The organism is Opitutia bacterium ISCC 52 (assembly GCA_014529675.2).
Taxonomy (GTDB): Bacteria; Verrucomicrobiota; Verrucomicrobiia; order Opitutales; family UBA2995; genus UBA2995.
Genome location: CP076040.1, coordinates 935099 through 957021, shown reverse-complemented (window position 1 = coordinate 957021; position 21923 = coordinate 935099). Strand labels below are relative to the sequence as shown.

14 protein-coding genes are annotated in these 21923 nt (G+C 49.8%); 8 read left to right on the top strand and 6 right to left on the bottom strand.

What is annotated here, in order from left to right; all coding sequences use genetic code 11:
* The first annotated feature begins 43 nt into the window (after positions 1–43).
* Positions 44–1390 (top strand): sodium/solute symporter, encoded by a 1347-nt coding sequence (locus GA003_04125; GenBank protein ID QXD29172.1) that lies wholly within the window; start codon positions 44–46, stop codon positions 1388–1390.
* Between the two features lie 437 nt (positions 1391–1827).
* Here the strand turns inward: GA003_04125 and GA003_04120 are convergent, their stop codons facing one another.
* From GA003_04120 to GA003_04110, 3 genes are all read right to left on the bottom strand, one after another.
* Positions 1828–5232: a Plug domain-containing protein gene (locus tag GA003_04120; GenBank protein ID QXD29171.1), complete on the bottom strand. Its 3405-nt coding sequence runs from the start codon at positions 5230–5232 to the stop codon at positions 1828–1830.
* 292 nt (positions 5233–5524) lie between these two features.
* Positions 5525–6511: a Gfo/Idh/MocA family oxidoreductase gene (locus GA003_04115; protein QXD29170.1), complete on the bottom strand. Its 987-nt coding sequence runs from the start codon at positions 6509–6511 to the stop codon at positions 5525–5527.
* Positions 6512–6598: 87 nt separating this feature from the next.
* On the bottom strand, positions 6599–6961 hold the full coding sequence (locus tag GA003_04110; GenBank protein QXD29169.1) for a hypothetical protein: 363 nt from the start codon (positions 6959–6961) through the stop codon (positions 6599–6601).
* A 43-nt stretch (positions 6962–7004) separates the two neighbouring features.
* Here GA003_04110 and GA003_04105 point away from each other — a divergent pair, with 43 nt between their 5' ends.
* The 5 genes from GA003_04105 (at position 7005) to GA003_04085 (ending at position 15938) form a co-directional block, all read left to right on the top strand.
* On the top strand, positions 7005–7994 hold the full coding sequence (locus GA003_04105; GenBank protein ID QXD29168.1) for a Gfo/Idh/MocA family oxidoreductase: 990 nt from the start codon (positions 7005–7007) through the stop codon (positions 7992–7994).
* Positions 7995–8488: 494 nt separating this feature from the next.
* Positions 8489–11473, top strand: coding sequence for a hypothetical protein (locus GA003_04100; protein QXD29167.1), 2985 nt, complete (start codon positions 8489–8491; stop codon positions 11471–11473).
* A gap of 72 nt (positions 11474–11545) precedes the next feature.
* Entirely contained in the window at positions 11546–13165 is a 1620-nt protein-coding gene (locus GA003_04095) for a PrsW family intramembrane metalloprotease (protein QXD29166.1), read from the top strand.
* Positions 13166–13285: 120 nt separating this feature from the next.
* A complete protein-coding gene (gene nhaC / locus GA003_04090; GenBank protein ID QXD29165.1) occupies positions 13286–14746 on the top strand; it encodes a Na+/H+ antiporter NhaC in 1461 nt (486 codons plus the stop codon).
* The gene (locus tag GA003_04085) at positions 14730–15938 is read left to right on the top strand and encodes a hypothetical protein (GenBank protein QXD29164.1); all 1209 of its coding nucleotides are present in this window, start codon (positions 14730–14732) and stop codon (positions 15936–15938) included. Before nhaC ends, GA003_04085 begins: the two co-directional genes overlap by 17 nt.
* A gap of 13 nt (positions 15939–15951) precedes the next feature.
* On the opposite strand, the gene GA003_04080 is transcribed toward GA003_04085, so the two are convergent.
* The 3 genes from GA003_04080 to GA003_04070 are packed head-to-tail and all read right to left on the bottom strand — an operon-like array spanning position 15952 to position 17898.
* Entirely contained in the window at positions 15952–16344 is a 393-nt protein-coding gene (locus GA003_04080; protein ID QXD29163.1) for a hypothetical protein, read from the bottom strand.
* Positions 16271–16639 (bottom strand): DUF1080 domain-containing protein, encoded by a 369-nt coding sequence (locus GA003_04075; GenBank protein ID QXD29162.1) that lies wholly within the window; start codon positions 16637–16639, stop codon positions 16271–16273. Before GA003_04075 ends, GA003_04080 begins: the two co-directional genes overlap by 74 nt.
* Positions 16636–17898: a hypothetical protein gene (locus GA003_04070; protein QXD29161.1), complete on the bottom strand. Its 1263-nt coding sequence runs from the start codon at positions 17896–17898 to the stop codon at positions 16636–16638. The genes GA003_04075 and GA003_04070 overlap by 4 nt, the downstream gene beginning before the upstream one ends.
* A gap of 246 nt (positions 17899–18144) precedes the next feature.
* On the opposite strand from GA003_04070, the gene GA003_04065 reads away from it, so the two are divergent.
* Both GA003_04065 and GA003_04060 read left to right on the top strand, forming a co-directional pair.
* A complete protein-coding gene (locus GA003_04065) occupies positions 18145–19413 on the top strand; it encodes a DUF1552 domain-containing protein (protein QXD29160.1) in 1269 nt (422 codons plus the stop codon).
* Between the two features lie 22 nt (positions 19414–19435).
* Positions 19436–21844: a DUF1592 domain-containing protein gene (locus GA003_04060; protein ID QXD29159.1), complete on the top strand. Its 2409-nt coding sequence runs from the start codon at positions 19436–19438 to the stop codon at positions 21842–21844.
* Positions 21845–21923: the final 79 nt, after the last annotated feature.

The window sequence follows — 21923 nt, the reverse complement described above, 5'->3', positions numbered from 1 at the left end:
GGGGTGTTGGTTCGCGCGCAAAAGCGGCAAACCCGAGGGATTCATGGCGGCGGGACGATCGCTGCCGGGATGGGCGGTCGGGTTTTCGATTTTCGGTACCTATGTCAGCAGCATCGGGTTTCTAGGCAACACCGGCAAGGCCTATGGTGGAACGTGGAATTCATGGGTACTTGGATTGTCACTACCGATCGCGGCGGTCATCGCCGTCCGTTGGTTCATCCCGCTTTACAGGGGCAGCTCCGAGGTTTCCGCCTACTATCATCTAGAAAAGCGCTTCGGACCCTGGGCGCGAACTTATGCCTTGGCCTGCTACCTTCTGTCCCAGCTTGCCCGCATCGGAACGATTCTTTATCTCGTTGCCTTGGCCCTCTCGCCGCTCACAGGCTGGGACGTTAAGATTATCATCCTAGTGACCGGCGTTCTCGTGACCGCTTGCACTTTGCTCGGGGGAATCGAGGCCGTAATCTGGACGGATGTCGTGCAAAGTTTTGTCCTAATAGCGGGCGCCTTTCTCTGCGCGGGATTGATTCTCACCGGAATGCCCGAGGGCTCTGGCCAATTGTTCGAGATCGCTAAAGAAAACGGCAAATTCAGCCTGGGAAGCTTCAGCCTCAGCCCCGAGTCTTTCACCCTGCCGCAGCCCACTTTCTGGATTGTTCTACTCTACGGCGTGTTCATCAATATCCAGAACTTCGGAATCGATCAAAGCTTCGTGCAGCGTTACGCCACCGCGAAGTCCGATCGCGCCGCGAAGTCCAGCGTCTGGCTCGCCGCTTTGCTGTTCCCCGTCATGTCGGCCCTGTTTTTCTTCATCGGAACGGGATTGTTTAGTCTCTATGAAGCGAATCCTGAAATGCTGAATGAAGTGAGGACACAGGTTGTGGTTACCCAATTGGCCCAGGACGGGCTTACGGCAACCAATGACCTAATCGCCGCCAAAGCCGCCGCTCTTACGGCCGCCGACGTCGGTGACAAAGTCGTGCCTCACTTTATCGTCAATAAACTGCCCATCGGACTCGCGGGCCTGCTGATCGCCGCGATTTTTGCAGCCGCGATGAGCAGCATGGACACCAGCTTGAACAGCTCCGCGACCCTTTATCTTTGCGACATCCACAAGCGCTACTTCCGCCCCGAAGCCGGCGACTGGGAATCGATGCGCGTCCTGCATGGGGCGACGTTGATTGTCGGCATTTCCGGCACGCTGACCGCCTTGGCGATGTTGCGCGTCAAGAGCGCGCTAGACGCCTGGTGGGAACCTCCAGGGCATCTTCACCGGCAGCATGCTCGGGCTGTTTCTTCTCGGCCTGATCTCGCGAAAGGCCCGAAATCCGCATGCCATTATTTCCGTCGTCGTTGGGGCGCTGTTGATCCTCTGGCTGTCGCTTTCTAAAACCGGACTTTGGCCGGACAGAATATCCGGTTGGGCGAATCCGCTTCACTCCTTCATGACAATCATTTTGGGCACCAGTTCGATCGTGCTGCTCGGCGCGCTGGTAGGCCATTTTGCCGATAAGCGAACAGGTAGCTCCAAGCCCCATGAAGATCCAAATCTCAAATAAATTCCAATTCCCAAGCGCCACGAAGCGAGGTCACTTTAACGATTCCCTATCGCGTTCCTTTTATAGTAAAGCCGCCCATCCTCTGCCCCAACCAACAGATCCGGAATTCCATTTTTATCCCAATCCACTACGGTCGGACTTGTGGTATGTCCGGATATTTTTCGCGTATCCACATTACCCGTATTTAGGAGCAAGGTCTTATGGTTTTAAACAAAAAGAGAGTGCCTACAGAATGTAGGCACTCTCTTTTTAAAGGTCTAAAGCTAGATTAGAAGCTGAAGGTGCTAGTCAAGAATATATCTCGTGGGTTAGAATTTCTGTATGCTATTATCCTACCGTCAGGATTTGCAGATACGGGAATAAGGTCATCATCTCCAAGTAAGTTTCTTATATTTAATTGAAGCTTCATATCAATCTTGTCAGTCAAAGGTCTTTTATAGCTAATCCACATGTCTCCATTCCACATAGTGGGCCCCATATGCGGGTTATCGATAACTGGTACAACCAAGCCATCTGGACTTATCATATTTTCATATCCTATTGCTACCTCAGATTGATAACGGTATGATCCTCCAATTCCAAAACCTTTCAGGGCTCCTTCAGTGAAATTGTAATTAGTAGCAAAGTTTATCCTCCATTTGCGCTGTTCTAAAGAAACAGTTCCATCCCTAGCCTGTGCTGCTGCTATTGGTATCAAGGTAGCTCCATTGAATCTACTGCCGAATGTAGAATCCGCATCGTTGTCCGGAGCATCTTGGTGACCCCAAAGACCTTCTCTTTTATAGCCTTCTAACACCTCATTAGCTACTTCGGCTAAAACCGGTACCGAGTTAGCTGTAATAGTTTCTTGCTGACCAACATTTAAGGCTACACGCCAATTATTGGTTAAGTTTCCGACTAATTCAATTTCAGTGCCTTCGGAAGTAAATGATCTTGTTGCAGCTGCACCAACAATTCGATCGTACTCATAATCACCGTCTGCGTTGTACCGCCCATTAATTAAAGATTCAATATCTCGTGGGAGATAATTCCCCAATGCTGTAAATAGTTCGTCGTAGCTATTAAAATGTTTAGCATCTGGGAATCGATTACGGTCGTCATACATGACGTCATAGACATCTTGCCATGGTGCTCCATCTGCCTCCATCATTCCCCACCTGACTCTACCAAGTGGAGCTAGGACGCCATTAATAGGACCAGTCATGTAGGCATCTGCATAATCCATGGTCATCTCATACTTACTAATCCTAAGAGAAACTGCTCCATCTAGGAATTCCATTCCAATTCCAATTTCTTCTGTTTCGCCTGAAGGTGATGGTATAACATTCCCTTTGATATTCCGTCGAGTAGCTTCAGGTGAAAAGTTCTCGGAGGAATTGTAATGAGCACTTATGCTTGTCGATCCAAGCTTTATGGGCGAGTGAACTACGAGACTTTGGGTTAAAGTGCTACCTTCAACCACTTCAGAGATATCTGATAGTTCTTGTTGTCCAGGAAGAGGATTACCATCGCTATCCTTGTCAACGGAAGCTTGTCCAGTATTGATTGATTCATCAGTTCTCCATCCTAATAGACCTACTACGTTATCATTTAGAAATTTGCTTTGCCAGCTAAGAGCTTCTGAATTGATAACTTGTTCGTTTCTATATGCAGACATAAGCTGTTTATGCGCTGTGAACGTATCGTAGTAGGAAGGATCCCCGGTGCCAGCCACATATGCTTCAGGATCAGCTGGTACATTTACCCCATTTGGGTTCGCACTTGGTGTGGGGTGGTCATTCCATGAAAGAAAATACGTGTCGCCTTCTTGAGGTAATCGAGGAGTGATATAATCTGTTATTTTAACATCACTTAATTGTTTTCCAACTAAGTTATCAGTCAGGTAGTGATAATGCCACATTCTGCGCCTTCCACCGGTTTGATTACCTGTAAAGATATCAGATGCCACTTTGTAAGCGCTGCCATCATTCCATATCATTCTATAGCTTCTATTTAGCTGGTCGATTGTTTGTTTATTATACAGCCCGGTAAATACATGCTTCCCAAGATAACCTCCAATGCCTTCCAAGTCTGTGAAATCGAATTCGTAAAAAATAGTAGCTCTTTCTGCTTCTCTGGCGGTTGAGAAATATTGCGGATCATTTCCTCCCCAGCCAAGTATTCTGCCGACGTTGGGGTTAGGTTGGTCGTTTGTTAAATGAGAGCTAACATCAATCCGCCAATCGTTTTGGCTACCGCTGTAGTCATCAAAAGGTATGGAAACATTTCTCTCATACATTTGTTCATCAACCACTATCTCAATTCCACCTTTACCGTTAAATAAACTTTGTTCTAAGGAAATGTTTTTAACGTCAAAGTCGTGTCGCACATTAGAAGTTGTCCCAGTCCATAATAAGGTTTCATTATCCAACATCGATTGCGGTATGCGTGGGCTCGAAAAGCCAGGAACACTATTATACCAAAAATCATTAATGTGCATTGGAGTCTCAAATCTTCCGCGGCCGTATTGTGGGGCCTTATTCCAAATAACCCGCCCCAATACTCCTGCGACTTCAGGTTGTCCAGGCAAGCCAGTTGATGGAACAACTTGCCCAATGTGATTCCAAGTAAGGGGTATATTTACCCACGCAGATAATCTGGCGTTCATTCCAGCTTGTCTACCTGAGGGAACTCCGGGGATAGTGTTTATTATGGTATGTGGAACAAATGGCCCATATGAGTCTTCAAAGGAATTATCTATGTATCCAGGAAGTGTGATTCCTGACATCCGTTCGATAACCTCTCGATGACCTTTATTTTGTTGTTCAAACCAGCCGGTCACACTATCTGCAGGCGGAACTACCATAGCGGGTGTTCCATCAATGGTGCCATCTTCCCAATTTCCTTTGAAAACAGTTTTCCCAAATATGTCTGAGCCTTCATTTTCAAACAAAACAGCTTCAAGTGAGAAATGAAGGCGCTGATCTGTTTCATACGCAGGTTCTTGTTTGAATCTTATATCTTCATTTACCCCTACGATTCTGATGGCCAAGCGATCCTTTATTAGAACTTTGTCTAGATCGATTTCTTGCCGATTGCCTCCACGTTCTCCAAGTCGAAATTTAATTGTAGCGAAATCATCTCCTGTGGTGGCTAGTTTTACCTGATTATTTATGACTCCTCCTGGGTTCGCTACGCCAAATAGTAGTGAATTTGGCCCCCGATTTATTGTGATTCTGGTCGTATTATAGGAATCAAAAGGAATGTCTGTAAGAAAATAACCTCTGGTTAGGGAAGCGGGTGAAATACCACGAACACGTTGTCCGTTAACTGCTGGGTTACTACGGTCATCACCAGTTTCCACACCACCTGCGAAATTTCCCTGTTCCCCTGACACCTCTGTATTCAGGCTGTAAGACAAAACAGAGGCAGCGTCCACAGCACCTACATCTTCTAAAAATTCAGGAGTTATTATGGAGATAGCCGCACCCGTGTCCCTAAGCGCAGTTTTAATTCTGGTACCAGCTAATGTGGATAAAGCTTGGTAGCCTATCGATTCATCCTCTTGGATTGTGAATGGCGAAAGTTCAAATATACTTTCATCTTTGTTTTCTTCATCTTCGCTTACCTGGGCTTTAATGAAGGCAGTCGGTAAAAGTACAGAAGCTATGCATAAGGTTATGATCTTTTTCATATTTGCAGTTGTTTGCGTGAGGCGTTGTCCTATGATATTGTGGGGTTTAAACTAAGGAACTATATAGGCTAGATCTCCTAAAACTCAGTTTATTTGGATAGTAAGAATCTAAGTAATAAAGAATAATTCAGGCGACACAACAGATAAATTGAGTTTTGATCATGTTAATAATCTAATAAGTAGTTTCCATTTAAATATAGTAGAATAATAATCTCAGTCTCGAATAGATATCAGTTTTATTTTTCAAGATATTTATCAGCGAATAATTTGGGTTACGACGGCTGGTTTCAACTCACAGATCAATTTCGCGGCGTTCAGCGATGGATTGTTCGCTGGCTTCGATGATGCGCTGAGCGGTGATGGCGTCGTCGATGGTGGATAGTGGCGCGGTGCCTTTGCTAAGGCATTCTTCAATGAAGTGGCGGACTTCTTCCCGGATGTGCCAGCCGTAGGCGGACCAGGTGTGTGAGTGAACGACGCCTGGTTTGTTTTCGACCCAGTCGCGGTAGCTGAAGCGGGTCGCACCGTCGGTGCCGATGACTTTCACAACAAAGGTCCAGGGGTCGGCGGAATGATCGTCGGCGGCAAAGTCGGCACAGAAGTGGGCGATGGCTCCGGAATTCAATCGCAGGTTGAGTATGGCCAGGTCTTCGCCCTCAAAGTCGTCGTAGTGGATAACCGACTTCATCGCGGACACGGCCACCGGAGCATGGTAGGGCTCGCCCAGGTAACTCAGCAGGTAGCTATGATGAGTAAGGATGTGCCTAATGACACCCGGATAGCGGCGCGCCACTTCCTCGGGATGATGAATGTGGTAGTGAATATAAACGGCGACCAGTTTGCCAAGTCGACCGCTGTGGAGCAGCTCACGGGTACGGTGCAATGATGGCTCGTGGATGTAGTTGTGTCCCGGGCACAAGACGACCCCGTTTTTCTCGGCGCAGGCTTTGAGTTGCTCCAGCTCGGAAATGGTCGGTGCCAGAGGCTTTTCGATCAGCACGGCTTTCCCGGCATTCATTGCGAGGGTGGCGTACTGAGTGTGTGTCTCGAGATTAGTCAGAATGAAGACGGCATCGACTGACGGATCTGCCACCAGGTCTTCTGCCGATTCATAAATGGGACATCTATAGCGCTCGGCTTTTTCCTGATTCAGCTCGACATCGATCGACCATAAGCCTGCCAGTTCTGCACTCGGACAGGCGGCAATGGCTTCAGCATGAAGGAGCGAGATGTCACCCGCTCCGATAAAGGCGATGCGCTTTGGTTGGGAATTCGTCATAGCCTCTGATCATCGGGGACGCTTGGCGAATGAGTCAACGTCGAGCTGATGCAATGGATGAAATGAAAGCCGATTGGGTCTAAGACTCTAACGCTTATTCTGCGTTTTATGGACCGGAGCAATAACGGGTTCCAATCCAGCCGCACAAGCTCGGGCGATGGCCTTTTCAGAGGCCCGCTTCAAGGCCACCTCGGCTCCAATGAAATCAGGATCGTTGAGTGGCTGCACGCGACGGGGCTTCTTTTCTGGCGCTTGGTATTGGCTGTAATCTTCCATGAGCTGTTGCGGGGAATGGTTTTCACCGGTTTCCAATAAGGCCGGTGGCTGTGATGAACCATCGTAAATCGCCCACTCATCTACAATCCTCGAGGAGGAAAAAGACAAAGAAAGATTAAACGCAGAAGGACCGAGTCTCAACGCTTTGTATGAAGGTTCGGTAACTTCGTTCACATTAAAGTTTGTTTGGAAAAGGATGATCCGCTAAATCGGGAGCATGAATAAAGTCAGATGGGGAGTCCTCAGTACAGCTAATTTTGCCCGGACACGGTTTCTGCCGGGGTTTATGCAATCGGAATGGGTCGACGTGGTGGCGGTTGCTTCACGTAACCTCGAGGGGGCTCAGGCCTTCGCAACCGAAATGGGGATTCCCAAAGCCTATGGCAGCTATGAGGAGTTACTGGCCGCGGATGACATCCATGCCATTTATAACCCCCTGCCCAATCACTTGCATGTCGACTGGTCTATTAAAGTCCTGGAGGCGGGGAAGCATGTGCTCTGTGAAAAACCACTGGGCCTGAATGCACTGGATGCCCAGCGCCTGGTCGACGTGGCAGCACGCTATCCCAAGCTGAATGCGATGGAGGCCTTCATGTTTCGCTTTCACCCCCAATGGGTCACCGCCAAAGCCTGGACCGACGCGGGCAAGATTGGCGACCTGCGGACCATTCAATCCTTCTTTTCCTACTACAACGTGGATCCCACCAATATCCGCAACCAAGCCGACATCGGCGGGGGAGCCATGCTCGACATCGGCTGTTACTGCACCTCGTTGACTCGCTTCATTTTCGATGCGGAACCCAAACGGGTCATGGGTATCGTCGAACGCGATCCGGTCACTAAGATAGATCGGAAATGCTCAGGGATCATGGAGTTTGAGAACGGAACCGGTAGCTTTACCACTTCCACTCAGATCTCCCCTTACCAGCGTGTCCATATCGTGGGTACGACCGGGCGGATAGAAATCGAAATCCCTTTTAATGCCCCACCCGACGTGGAGACGCGCATGTGGTTGGAAACGGATGACGGTATTGAGGAAACGACCTTCCCCATCTGCAATCAATACACCCTGGAGGGTGACGTGGTCTCACAGGCCATTCTCAACGGTGACCCTAGCCCAACGCCCTTGAGTGACGCCATAGGTAACATGAAGGTGATCGACGCGATTTTTGAAAGCCACGAACAGGATGGCTGGGTGGAGATGTAGAAACCCTTGAACGACCTCAGGGTAACCGGGGAGTTGAAGTGAGTGGCAGATAATAGGCGGTTTGCCTAGCATATACCCCAAAAAGCAATAAAATGGTCTAAGAATTACTCACAGGAGAAATTCCGGTAAAAAGAAACAATGCTAAGACTTTTTAATAAAATACCACGATTGCGTATATTGAGTGCATGAGTCTATCCTGCACCCACAATATTGAACAAGTGTGATGTTAAGAATCCTATTAGTCCTGACCCTGGCAGCCGCTCAAGAACCAGGTGTCCATGCATCTGAAATGGAGTTGAAAGCTATGAGCTTTAATGTGCGCTGGGATGGTCTCGATAAGGGAACATACGCGTGGGAAAACAGGAAATCTTTGGTTCTAAAACTTATACTGGCACATTCGCCGGATATAATTGGTCTCCAGGAGCCATCAACAATTCAAACACAAGATCTGAAATAATTTGTGAAAAGCCAGTGAGCTGCAGCTTGAATCAGGAATGAGAGTAGACAATCCGCAGTCCGTATTATTGATTTTCAGAGTGACTCGACTTCTCATCCTTTTTGGGTTCATCGGACTCTCGGTTTCGCTATATGCACAGCCTCAGCATATTGCACCTACCGAGGCACAAAGCCCGGAAGCCCAACAACTGCAATTTCATCTTCCTCCCGGATTTGAAATCCAGCTGGTGTTGTCGGAACCACACATCGGTCAGCCCATGAACCTGAACTTCGACGCTCAGGGTCGCCTATGGGTAACGAGTTCGGTTGAGTATCCTTTCCCTGCGCAAACGGAAGGGCTGGATCCACGGATAGAAAGACTTCCGCAATTGGGAGACGATTCTCCAAGCGATTGGGTCACGGTTGCATCCAACATTGGTCCGGATGGAAAACCCGGGCAGGTGCAACGTTTCGCTGAAGGACTAAATATCCCCATCGGACAAACCCCCATCGGGGACGGAAGCAGCGCCATTGTTTACAGCATACCTGATATTTCCCGTCACACAGATTCAGACGGCGATGGTGTGGCTGACACCGACACAGTCCTCTACAGCCATTTCGGAAATATCGACACCCATGGAATGGCCAGTAGCTTTCGTCGATGGATCGATGGATGGATCTACGGCTGTCATGGATTTCGAAATACGACTTTTGTAGTCGATAGCCAGGGTCGGGAAACGGATTTGTATTCAGGTCACACCTACCGATTCCGACCGGACGGTTCACAATTTGAGATCTACACCCGTGGACAAGTAAATCCATTTGGCTTGGCGATCGACCCCCTGGGCAATGTCTTCAGTGCCGACTGCCACTCGCTCCCCCTTTACCAACTCTTACCAGGAGCGGCCTACTTCCGCCCCAGCTGGGGAAACCCCATCAACGAACCCCTGGGACTAGGGCCTGAAATGATTGATCACGATCATGGCTCTACCTCTATCAGCGGACCTGCCTACTATGCCGCGGATCATTTCCCGGAAGAGTACCGGGATAATCTGTTTCTTTGCAACTCGGTCACCCGACGAGTACACCGAGACAAACTGCTTCAGTACGGCTCCACACTCATAGCGGACACCCAACCCGATTTTATCACCTGCGATGATCCTTGGTTCCGCCCGGTAGATATCACGGTGGGCCCAGACGGAGCGCTCTACATCGCCGATTTTTATAACGCCATTATCGGGCATTATGAAGTACCGCTGGATCACCCCAAACGTGACAGAACTCATGGTCGAGTCTGGCGGGTCGTTTACAAGGGAGCTCCCGGCCCGGCTCCAGATCTAACCACCAGGAATGTTGAAGAGCTTATCCAAACTCTGAATAAGAATAACGAAACGTTAAGAGTGCTGGCTAATCACCAGATAATTGATCGCTGGCAAGAGGGTCATGAGGCGCATATCATCTCAGCTTATCCCGGTGCTTCTCCCAATGCTCAGGCACACATGCTTTGGATATTGGAACAAAAGGGCCTCCTCGATACTGTTTATTCAGAACCCATCATCACCAGCACCAGCCACATCGTCCAAGTGCACGCCATGAAGCTATTGGCCGAACGGGCGAAGTGGGGAGAGATCGAACAATACTCTGCGCTACAAGCACTCAAGGCAAAGAACGCCTTTGTTCGTCGCGCAGCGGCAGACGGAATGCGGCGTCATCCCCATCCAGGTTTTTTAGATCCTTTACTATCCACATGGAAGCGCACGGATGAGGAAGATACCCATCTTATTCATGTGCTCCGAATGGCTATACGGGAACAACTCATCCACTCAGAAAACTGGTCGAGTAATAAAGCAGAAGATCTCCATTTAGTGGAAATCGCTGCAGCCACTCAGACAGCGGAGGCCGCTCGCTTTGTATTGCTGGAGACGGATCCCCAAAATGAAGTGTTTAACACCTCACTCGATGTAAATGCAGGGCAGTTGTCAGCGTCTGAACTGGAACAACTCATTGAACGGCTGAACAACACACGATTCGATCAGGAATGGGGCATTAAGCAGCTTGCCGCACTCGTGCTTGGCATCCAAACCGACCCTTCGACCGCCCTACTCGATTGGGCACGCAAATCTATTCGAGCCATACTTCAAAACCCTTCTGAGGTTGAACGCCCGATCCTCGATCTAGCACTCGGCCTGACCACTCATCTTGAGCTCAAGCAACTGACCGGGCTCATACTCGATTTGTCCAAGGACGGAGATCTGGGAGCGAGCGAGGCACTGATCAGTCTACAGCCAGAGTCGGCCTACGACATTCTTTTAGAGCAGCTCTCTCTGGCACCTGCTTCACGTCAAACAGCGTTGGCCCAAATCCTATGTTCCTCTTCAGAGGGAACCGAACGCCTGCTGGAGGCCATCGAATCCGGTAAAGCCTCAGCCCTACTCCTACGCGACTCCATCATACGCCAACAAATCGGAGAGGACCACCCACGACTTACGGCACTTCTGGATCGATTACCCGATCCATCGACGGAACTCCCAGGATTAATCGCTGCGCGACAGGAAGGTTTCCACCAAGCGGATCGATCCACCGACCGCGGCCAGGGGGTGTTTCAAAGCCAGTGCGCCGTCTGCCACAGCATCAACCGCGAGGACGGGAAGCTCGGACCAAACCTGGACGGCATTCAGGTTCGTGGGGTGGAGCGAATCCTGGAAGACATCCTTGATCCCAACCGCAATGTGGACCCGGCCTTCATGCTCACCACCATTCGGACCCAGGATGGCAACAATGTGTCGGGCATCAGCGCCCGCTCTGAGGATGGCTTTGTCATCCTGACTGATCCAAGCGGACAGACACATCGCATTCCCGAAGACACTATTTCCGAACAAATCCCCTCCCATTTCTCCATGATGCCAGCCGCCTACGGTGCGCTCATTCCGGAAAATGACCTATACGATCTTGTGGAGTTTCTGCTTAAGGATGGGAAAACCGAAGCAACGCAGGTAAGAAGCCCGTCACGCAGAGGCTCTGGACGAAGACCAAATCGAAGGTAGCCAGAGTTTTATAGTCCTCACTACCATTCCACTCCTTGACCTTGAAGTAGAATTGTCAGAATTTCGCTGACAGTGAAAAACCTCAGGAATCAACTCTACACCTTGTCACGCAGTCGGTCGTTTCTCTGGAGACTGGGTACTGCTACGATTGTTACGGGGCTAGTCCTGGCGTACTTCGCCCGATTCGTGCCTGCTAGTAGCGACTTGAGCATTCAGGGAAGGATCAGCAGCCGATTGACTGCGAACCCCACGGACCTGGGTTTGATCATCGTTCAAAACAGTCAGGTTACAGACATTGTGTTTGAGGAAGTAGAGAAGGCTCTAAAGTCAGGCCACTCTACGACCGAGGATGTATTGATTGATACACCGTTCATTCAGCTAAGGCTTTCATCCAATGATTGGCCTCGCTATGAAAAACTGCTGACCGACTATCTACCCCAGATAGAAGTCGATCTGGTGATGCTGTTTATGAGATCGCTGGGAACCGATCTGGAAGGTGCAACCGAACAGTTGGAAATGATGGCCGCCCAAGAACCACCTACCCGCTTTGCCAACCAGATCCTCGGGCAGATGGCCAGCGGAGAAAATCTATTCAACAAAGCCTATCCCCATTTTACCAAGGAGGGAGAATTCCCGGACGCTCATTGGGCGAGAGAACAAGCCGTAATTAATCGCGATCATGTAGGAGATCTGAATACACTGAAAGAGCTGGCTGACAATCCACTCTACGCAGATGCATTCAGTCCTTGGATAGGTGCGGATCTGGCAGCCCGACAACAAGATTGGCCTCAACTGGTAAAGTCGGTGTTCCTAGCACAGGTGGACCGAACCCAAACGAGCAGCTTTGTCCTGGCAACCATTGCAATGGTGGTTTGGGGAATCATTCTTTTGCAGCTATGCCAGGTTACACGCTTTGATAAATGGACTCCGGTCCTCTGCATCATCGGGCTGGTTCTGGGGGTTTTGAGCACCACTCCCACCTTGATCTGGGTCATGCTGGAGGATCTTCATCTTCCCATCGACGAAGGGACAGAAGTCGTCCATGCGATGGTCTATTACATTGCGACGGTTGGCTTGCGGGAAGAAGTGTGCAAACTACTGATGTTTCTACCGCTGGTATTCATTCTGATAAAGCGGGGATATCATTTGGAATTTTTATTGGTCGCCAGTTTTGTCGGACTGGGTTTCGCCTACTCAGAAAACTTTGGATACCTGAGTGGCTCTATGGGCACGGCAGCTGCACCTCGCTTTCTGACGGCCAATTTTCTGCACATTTCATTGACTGGAATGAGCGGTCTTTACCTCTGCCGAGGTTTGGGAACCCGGGCTTATTCGCTGAATGACTTTTTCTACATTTTCGGCATAGCGATCGTAGCGCATGGTTTGTACGATGCTTTCCTCGTCCGACCACCCCTCGACGATCAAGGCTTCGTAGCCATGATCTTGTTCATCCTGTTTTCCCGTTACTACTTTAAAGAAGCTCGCGAACTCCGGGAACGAATGGAACCCGTGGTCAGCTTGTCGGCAACGATGTCCTTTGGCATTTGCCTGCTTACCTCCGTGCTTCTCGTCTACCTCGGGACGCAATTTAATCTGGGACAAGCCATGGAGCTGGGGCTCGGTAGTTTCCTGGGTAGTGCCATTATCCTTTTTATGTTCTTCCGCGAGTTTGGGGATACCCTGACACGCTGAGATGGATCAAAAAGCGACCTTAGGTTTTAGCCCTTCACATTTGAGGGTGCGGCAGTCACATTGATGGAATAAGGTCTGTGATGAGTGGACCGCCAAACTCGATCTTCTCCAAACGACTCTATGACCCGTGAAGCCCATAAACCAGTTACTTTTCTACAAGCTCTGTTCCCAGTGGCCGGGCTCATTATTTTACTGGTTTACGGTCTGATCATTCGCCCCATGGTGCAATGGCTTCAGGCCTTTCCTTTAGAGATCGTATTTCTTTCGGCTGCCGTCTTAGCCATTTCTCAACTGGGTTATCTCGGCTACTCCTGGTTGGAAATTCAGGATTCGATCGTGAAAAAACTCGCCCGGGCTTTTCCGACCATCCTCATACTCTTTTCGATCGGGATGATCATCGGGAGTTGGATCGCGGCGGGGACGATACCGATGTTGGTCTACTATGGCATCAAGATCATCCATCCGGATTTTCTGTATGTGATCGCATTTGTCGTGGCTGCGATTTTTTCGACCATGACCGGGACGTCCTGGGGATCGGCCGGAACGGTCGGTTTGGTTTTGATGGGCGTAGCTATTACGGTGGATGCCAATTTGGCGATTACGGCAGGCGCGGTTATTGGAGGCGCATTTTTTGGGGATAAGATGTCGCCCCTTTCCGATACAACGAACGTGGCCGCACTAGCGGTGGAAGTGCCGTTGTTTGAACACATTCACGCGATGATGTTTACGACGATTCCCTCGGCGTTGATGGCTGGCAGTCTTTATTTTGTGCTGGGGTTTGTATACCCGGTGGAATCGTCCCCGGAAGCCATTGCTCAAACTGCCGTGATCCTGGGAGGCATTAAGGAGATGTTTAACTTTAACATCCTTCTACTGTTACCCGTGTTCATTGTCCTCTATGGATCGATCAAAAGGAAAGCGACTCTGCCGACCTTAGCAGGCTCGTCCTTTGTCGCCTGCATCCTGGCGGTACTGCTCCAACAGACCACCATGGCCGATGCGGTTCAGTCGCTCTACAAAGGATTCGATACCTCCATGGCAGTTTGGATGACAAACGTGCCAGAGGATATGAATACGCTCTTCAACCGAGGTGGACTTTACGAACTCAACGAACCGATTGTTATCTCCATCATTGTTTTCATCTATGTAGGTTCGATTGATAAAATCGACGCGATGCCCATCATCGTAAAACGCGTGTTCAGTTTCGCAAAGTCTCGAGCAGCCACCATTCTTTCATCACTGGCGTCCACGACTTTGATCAACTCAATCACCTCCAATCAAATGGCAGCAAGTTTTGTCGTGGGTGAGGCATTCCAATCGACCTACAAAGAAAAAGGCATCCCCAAGAAAGTGTTATCACGCTCACTTGAAGATGCAGGCACGATGATTGAGCCGCTTGTGCCCTGGCATACGACAGCGATTTACATGGGGGCCACACTCGGTGTTCCTGTAGCGCAATACTGGCATTGGCAGTTTTTGTCCCTGATCAATATAGTGGTGGCAATTACCCTGGCGATTACAGGGATTGGGTGTTTTTATGGGTCGAGCAAGCAGGTAGGAAAAGATGAAAACGAAAAGTAAGAACATCATAACAGGGGTACTGTTTCTTGCAGTGCTGCCGTTTTCGGTAGTCGCCTATAATTTCATGGAGGTTGATGGCTTACCCGTTCAACCAGAGATGCCGGATCCGTTCATCATGGAGGACGGGAGTCGCGTGAAGACACTCGAAGACTGGAAAGAACAAAAGAAGTACATTCGGGCGATGCTTGAACACTACCTTTACGGAACCGTTCCTCCCCTGCCCCAAAAGATCGAAGTAAAGAAGCATGATTCAAAATCGGTGTTTGATGGGAAAGGACTGCGAGAGACTTACACACTCACGATTCGGCGCAACGGTCTCACTGCCAGTTGTAAACTGGTGGTCGTAAGACCTAAAGCCAACAAACGCTATCCAACCGTCATCAAAAACGACCGGGTCGCCTTTGATGAGGAGCTGGATGAGAACACTGAATTTGCAGGAGAAGAAGCCATCCGACGAGGCTACCTGCTTTGCCGATTCGAAAGAGAAGCCCTCGCGACGGATGCACGAGGCATCGATCGAAGTGCTGGTGTGTACCCACTCTACCCAGAATATACTTGGCGAGCTCTGGCCGTATGGGGCTGGGCCCACGGTGTGGTACTCGATGCACTGGATCAATTTGACTTGGTCGATATGAATAAGGTGGTTGCCACGGGACATTCTCGTGGTGGCAAAGCTGCCTTGTGTGCTGGTATTTTTGATGAACGAGTCACCATCACAGCACCCAATTCATCAGGCACAGGTGGAACAGGCAGCTACCGTTATTTTGAAGAAGGCCAACGCCCTCAGAGTATTAAGAGTCACATTGGAAAAAATGAACGTTGGTTTGCTCCCGGATATTTTCCCTTCGCCGATAAAGAAGAGCGCCTGCCTTTTGACTCTCACTTCTCACGCGTCTTGGTAGCTCCCAGAGCTTTTCTAAACTGTCACGCCCGGCAAGATTATCATGCCAATCCTTATGGCACTGAGCTCACCCATCACGCGACGGAAGTCGTCTACGAATGGATGGACGCCGAAGACAAAATCGCCCTTCATTGGCGCGAAGGTGGCCATGCTCAAAACATCGAAGATTGGTCCACGCTGTTCGACTTTGTAGATCTTCAGTTTCACGGAAAGCCCTCACCTAACCCATTCAATAACTGGGCCTACCCGAACGCGGAACTCCCCTTCAGCTGGAAGGCACCAAAAAAATGACCGATAGGAGTTTCTAGTTTTCTAAAAAGCCATTTACCTGCAGCCAGTCTTCCATACGATCGGTCCAAGTGGTCACCGGCTGATCCGTGCGGCGTAGGCCGTAGCCGTGTCCGCCTTCGCTGTAGATATGCATCTCGGCAGAAATGTTGGCTTTCTTTAGAGCGATATAGAGTTCGGCCACGGAGATAGACCGGTCCTTATCGTCGTGCGCAATCACCATGAAGAAAGGAGGAGCAGATTCCGACAGATTGTAGTCATCCGCTGGGCGTCCGGAATAGATAGGAGCCGCAAAGGCGGGCCGATAACCTACCTTGTCGTATTCATCCAACGCCTCATAAAGTCGTTCGGCAATTAAAGAAGTGGCCAAAACGGGCGTGCCCCCGGCTACGATCAGCGCCGTATCCATAGGTATGTTCTCCCCACTTATATTCTAGTACCAGATGGTAGTCGCGGTATTTGGTTTTGGTTCTAATGAACCCCCATGCTTTACCCGTTCCATGCAAGATCCCCTCCTGATTAATCGACCAAAGCTCTTCACGCTTAGTCGAAAGCGAACGTTCAGGATGCAACTGCGTCGTAAAATCCTTAAATGAAGGATCACCGAGAAGGTTGATGGGGCTTGACGGAGTTAGGGACGTTTGGTCTACAGCTACTCCCGCAAAGAGAAGGGGAAGCAGAAGAGCTTTCAGAGGAAATTTCATGAGTCCCCTTGCAGCTGCTTCAGTACGGTATTCAAAACCTTAATATGCGTTTTACGTGTCTCCTCGGTCCGGACCGGCCAGGGTGATCCGTCATCTTTCAAGTAGGTCCGTTTCATGCGTCCTTCAGGAAACTTGCTGTCGTTTCCGTGACTGCCGATGAGCTGGCATTTGAAATTGCCTATAATGTAAGGCTGGTCAAACGAATCGATGAGGAACTGATTCGTTTCCTCGGTTGCTTCCGCCTCGGATTTGATCATCGCTATGTCCACTTCGTAAGGATGATCGAGACTGAACGGTGCAGCCCAATCGATGATCATAATGGGGCGACCTGTTACCTTGTATTCATGTTTCCAGGCATCCGCTTGAAAGAGCTGCCATTCGGGAGGACGTTGGGGTGATCGGATCAGGGCTTGCGTGCAAAACACATCCACATATTTTCCAACGGCCGCAACGACCGGGTCAGACAAATTGCTACGCAGTTGAAAGCGTTCGCCGAAAAACAGGTGATTGGGAGCTGCATGGTCAACTGCACCACTGACGATTCGATAAAGGGTGTCGGCTACGAGCCCCAGAAATTGTTCTTCTGTTTTTTGGTTCCTGGATTTGGGCCGGTTCTTGGCCAGCTCTTTTTGACGGTTTGGGAAATACCGATCGAAAATCAATCGTCCCGGAGATCCCTCGGGTAAGTTCTCATAATAGTCGGCTCGCTTTGCATCCCACAGGGGCAAATCCGGGCAGGCGATTCCCAATAGAAAAGGATCATCCTTAACCGGCCGAACCTGCTCAACCACACTGTCCCAAAACGCGCGCTTCACCTTGGGATCGAAAATATCAAACTGCACCTTGCCCTTCGCCGGGAAAGTCACGTTCAAAACATAGGGCATGCGCTTGGCTAAGCGAGGATCGATAGGCGCATAGGCTTCACCCGCGTTCAGAGCCAGGTCTCGTACCGCCTGAAAGAGAAATTCGGCGGCCTTTTCCTCGTCTCCTTTAAAGCGCGCCAGGAGTTCGCTATTTTGCGAATCGTCCTGTAGAAACTTTCCGATGTGGTTGGCACCTAGCGCAATATAGGGATGACCGTCCGGGGTTACGAAGCAGTGACGACCCTTCACCTTATCGACGCGGAAGAATCCGGTCGCCTTGAGCTGGATATCTTTGAAACCGCCGCAACGGTCCAGCTCAGGAAGTTGGTTTCCGCAGACCGAAGCCGTAAGGAAGAATAACAAAAAGGGAATGAGGAAAATAGACTTAGGGTTCATCGACTCATTCAATCTAGCGGTTTGAAGTTCGAAAGGTCTAGCCGCAATTGTACGAATCCGAGCACAAATCTCAATAGGTAGGGCAAGAACGTCCCTCGAAGTGTGAATAAGGTCTAGCCCGCAATTGCAGAAATTCGGGTAAATTCCGAGTGAAACGACCCTTTTTTACCTAGTTTGGAATATGTTTTCATATCCGATAAGGTAATGGTAAGGTAAAGCCTGTTAGAATATTTTCAAGGATCTCTAATGAGAAATCTACTCTACTTCAATAGACGTCAGTTCCTGCGCAATGCGGGAGGCTTGATGGCACTTCCATTTCTGAATTCACTGCCCATGCCTTTGGCAGCGGCCAAGTCGATTGCAGAACCTAGAAAACGCCTGGTCACTGTGGGCACTTTCCTGGGCATGTATCCAGGTGAGTGGCATCCGACCAAAGACGGCAACCGTGTTCCGAAGCTACTCGAACCCATGATGAAGCACCGGAGCGACTTCAGCGTCGTTTCGGGAGTCGACCATGGCATTCAGGGTGGCCACAAAGGAACGCCTTCTTTCCTGTCTGGGGTCTATCAACCGGAATACATTGGCGAGTCAGTCATGGTTCGCAACACGATCACGCTCGATCAATTGGCCGCGAAGCATCTAAGTAAGGATAGCCGCTTTCATTCACTGCAATTAGGAGCATCCGAAGGTAAACCCACTCAAACCCTTTCCTGGGACCAAAACGGCGTTCCCCTTTTGCCAGAAGCGGATCCCACCAAAGTTTTCGAAAGACTCTTTGTGAGCGACCTCAATCCGAAGGAAGCGAGCAAGGCGATGGACCTAAAACGCAGCGTCCTCGACATCGTTGCTCAAGACGCCAAGTCGCTTCAAAAGGAAATCGGCTACGAGGACCGCGAAAAGGTCGATTCCTATTTCACATCGATTCGCGATGTTGAAAAACGCATCAAGCGCCAACAGCAATGGGTGAATACACCGAAGCCTGGTGTTCCACCACTGACCGAACGCCCAACGACTTTCCACGAGAACCTGCAACTCATGTTCGAACTGGCAGCATTGGCACTTCAACATGACTCGACTCGAGTGGTGTCTTTTGAATTACCCGCAGGTGGACTCCCCATCATTCTCAATGGCGAACAGCTGTCTGGTTATCACGGTCAGTCTCACCACGGTAAAGATCCGAACGTCTTAGAAGAGTTGATCAAGATCGAGCAGATGCACATGACTTGTGTGTCCAATTTCATCGACCGCCTAAAGGGTATTGATGATGGCGGGGCCTCATTGTTTGACCGAACACAAATCCTATTTGGAAGCGGACTCGGAAACGGAAGCTCCCACTCCAACAAGAATCTGCCCATCATGGTCGCCGGTGGCGGACTCAACCACGGCAAGGATCTCATCTACAAAGAAGACACAGTGCCATTGTGTAATCTTTATGTCACCATGCTACAACAAGCAGGTATCGACATCAACCAATTCGCAAACAGCACCGGCAATCTCAATCACGAGTTGGCGTAATTAACATCTGAAAACTTTGACGATGCCGACGACTATTAAGTCCTGGATTTCTTTGGGAATTGGAGCACTTACGCTCGGGATAACCCACGGTCTCTCGGCCAACGAAGACTTTAAATCCTCAGCCACTCACTTTCTGCAAGAGCATTGTTATAAATGCCACGATGATAAAAAGCAGAAAGGTGACATTCGACTGGATACACTGAGCTTCGACTTCGAAGATGCCGAAGTCGCAGTAATGTGGCAGGATGTGACCGACATTCTCAAACTGGGCGACATGCCTCCCGAAGAGGAACCCCGCCCACCCATTGAAGATATTTCTGCATTGATTGACTCGATCGATGGTGAACTCCGAAAAGCAGCGGAAAAGATGCAAGGTGGAGGACGAATCGCCATTCGACGATTAAGCCATAGCGCTTTGGACAATGCCGTTGAGGATTTACTGGGGATTGACCAGTTGCTCTCGACCAATCTCCCGCCCGATGCGGAAATTGATGGCTTTGATAGCTTGGCAGTCACACTGGATGCTAATCCTGAGATGGTACTCAACCTACAGGACAATGCTCAAAAGGTAGCTAAACATACGATTGCAACCAGCGATGATATTCGTTCAAAGCGTAGTTATACTTTGGATACTATAGGACACGGATATAACGTCGAGGAACGTGGCGACCTGATCGTAACCGCTTCAAGCCGTGACCGAAAATACGTCATGTGGCCTAAGGACTGGGTCGTGCCCCAAGATGGCACCTACCGCGTAACAGTAAAATCATTTGCTCACGATTTTAGAACCGTTCTGGAGGACGAAGGTGTCGAATATGAATACCTGAGCGAGTCCTACCAAAAGAACATGAAGACTCGGGATCGCATCCCCAATGATGAGCCGCGACTCGTCTCCATAGTCAGCATCCAGGCATCAGAAGCTCGCCACATGGACGCTGCCTCTGTTCCCGGCCGACGTGTAGGGCACTTTTACACCGGTGCTGAAATGCAAACCGATGAAGTGGTCGTGCGACTGACAAAAGGTGAGAACATCATGATTCATTATGCATCGGCAGCAGTACTAAATCGTTCTCCTAAAGCCAAGGTTGGAGACGAGGAACGCAACGTTGCCGACCTACTCTACGTTAAGGAGATCGAAGTAGAGGGGCCCCTCATCCCAAGCTGGCCACCTAAGGCTCACCAAGACTTGTTATCCTCAAATGACTCCGTTGAGAGCAGGATATCGGATTTCCTTTTTAAAGCATTCCGTCGTCCCGTCCCCGAATCCACCCTGGCAAGTTTTATCGAGCTTTACCAAGTGGGCCTTGAGCGCGGATTCACACCAGAGGAATCCATGCGCAACGTAGTCGAGGGCGTTCTAGTTTCTCCCCGTTTTCTATTCAGCTATGATTCAGGTGACGGCAGCGATGTCTGGGCACTGGCCAGTCGACTCTCGTTCTTTCTCTGGAATTCCATACCCGACGAAACCTTACTTGAGCTGGCAAAATCAGGGGAGCTGCTAAAGCCACGCGTTCTGCGTAAACAAGTCTTACGTATGCTGGCCGATGATAAGGCGGAGCGATTCGTCCAGGACTTTACCGAACAATGGTTGGGACTGAGACACATAGAGCTCATGCGTCCCGACCCCAAGTTATATCCGGACTATGATCCTTTACTGGAGCAACTGATGCAAAAGGAGAGCGAAGCTTTCTTTGAACGTGTTCTAACAAAGAACCTGCCCGTATCCAATTTTCTCGATTCCAAGTTTGTCATGATCAATGAACGATTGGCCTCTCACTACGGAATTCAAGGCGTGAAGGGTGACGAGTTCCGTCCGGTTAAAATACCTCGTAACATACCACGCGGTGGCTTGCTGGGTCAGGCTAGTATTCTGAAGATCACATCGAACGGCACCCGCACCTCACCGGTGATTCGCGGAGTTTGGATTCTGGAAAAGTTATTAGGCAATCCGCCATCTCCGCCCCCACCCGATGTAGAACCGATCGACCCGGATGTGCGCGGCAGCACCACCATTCCTGAAATGCTGGCGAAGCACCGCGAAGTAGAGACCTGCAATGATTGTCACCAGAAGATCGATCCCTGGGGTCTCAGCCTGGAGCACTTCGATGCGGTAGGAAAATTTCGAGACCTCTATAGAAACAAACAGCTCATTGATGCACGTGGAGCGATCCCAGGCCATCAATTCGATGGGGCCGAGGAAATGAAACAAATCCTCGTGGACCGCACGGATCAATTTACAAGAGCCCTAACAGAGAAGCTATTCACCTACGCGCTTGGCTATCCGCTCACTTTTCGTGAACGGTTTGCTGCCGACGATATTGCCGAAGCCAACTTCAAAAGTAAGGACGGCTTCAAAGAACTCATCGTGGATATCTGCACGAGCCCACTTTTCCGTGGAGAGCTAGGAAACAAGGATTTGGCTCAGAACTAGTGATCGGTTTTGAATTAGCTTTGTAGGAGGTGGCTTGCTGCCGATTCGAACCCTCTGGGACATGCATTCGGCAGCAAGC

Bases quoted from the DNA above. Each gene is read 5' to 3' on its own strand.
- GA003_04120 (QXD29171.1), bottom strand. From the start codon at position 5,232: ATGAAAAAGATCATAACCTTATGCATAGCTTCTGTACTTTTACCGACT.
- GA003_04080 (QXD29163.1), bottom strand. From the start codon at position 16,344: ATGGATACGGCGCTGATCGTAGCCGGGGGCACGCCCGTTTTGGCCACT.
- GA003_04060 (QXD29159.1), top strand. From the start codon at position 19,436: ATGCCGACGACTATTAAGTCCTGGATTTCTTTGGGAATTGGAGCACTT.
- nhaC (QXD29165.1), top strand. From the start codon at position 13,286: ATGACCCGTGAAGCCCATAAACCAGTTACTTTTCTACAAGCTCTGTTC.
- GA003_04115 (QXD29170.1), bottom strand. From the start codon at position 6,511: ATGACGAATTCCCAACCAAAGCGCATCGCCTTTATCGGAGCGGGTGAC.
- GA003_04100 (QXD29167.1), top strand. From the start codon at position 8,489: ATGAGAGTAGACAATCCGCAGTCCGTATTATTGATTTTCAGAGTGACT.
- GA003_04075 (QXD29162.1), bottom strand. From the start codon at position 16,639: ATGAAATTTCCTCTGAAAGCTCTTCTGCTTCCCCTTCTCTTTGCGGGA.
- GA003_04065 (QXD29160.1), top strand. From the start codon at position 18,145: ATGAGAAATCTACTCTACTTCAATAGACGTCAGTTCCTGCGCAATGCG.
- GA003_04105 (QXD29168.1), top strand. From the start codon at position 7,005: ATGAATAAAGTCAGATGGGGAGTCCTCAGTACAGCTAATTTTGCCCGG.
- GA003_04070 (QXD29161.1), bottom strand. From the start codon at position 17,898: ATGAACCCTAAGTCTATTTTCCTCATTCCCTTTTTGTTATTCTTCCTT.
- GA003_04085 (QXD29164.1), top strand. From the start codon at position 14,730: ATGAAAACGAAAAGTAAGAACATCATAACAGGGGTACTGTTTCTTGCA.
- GA003_04125 (QXD29172.1), top strand. From the start codon at position 44: ATGGCGGCGGGACGATCGCTGCCGGGATGGGCGGTCGGGTTTTCGATT.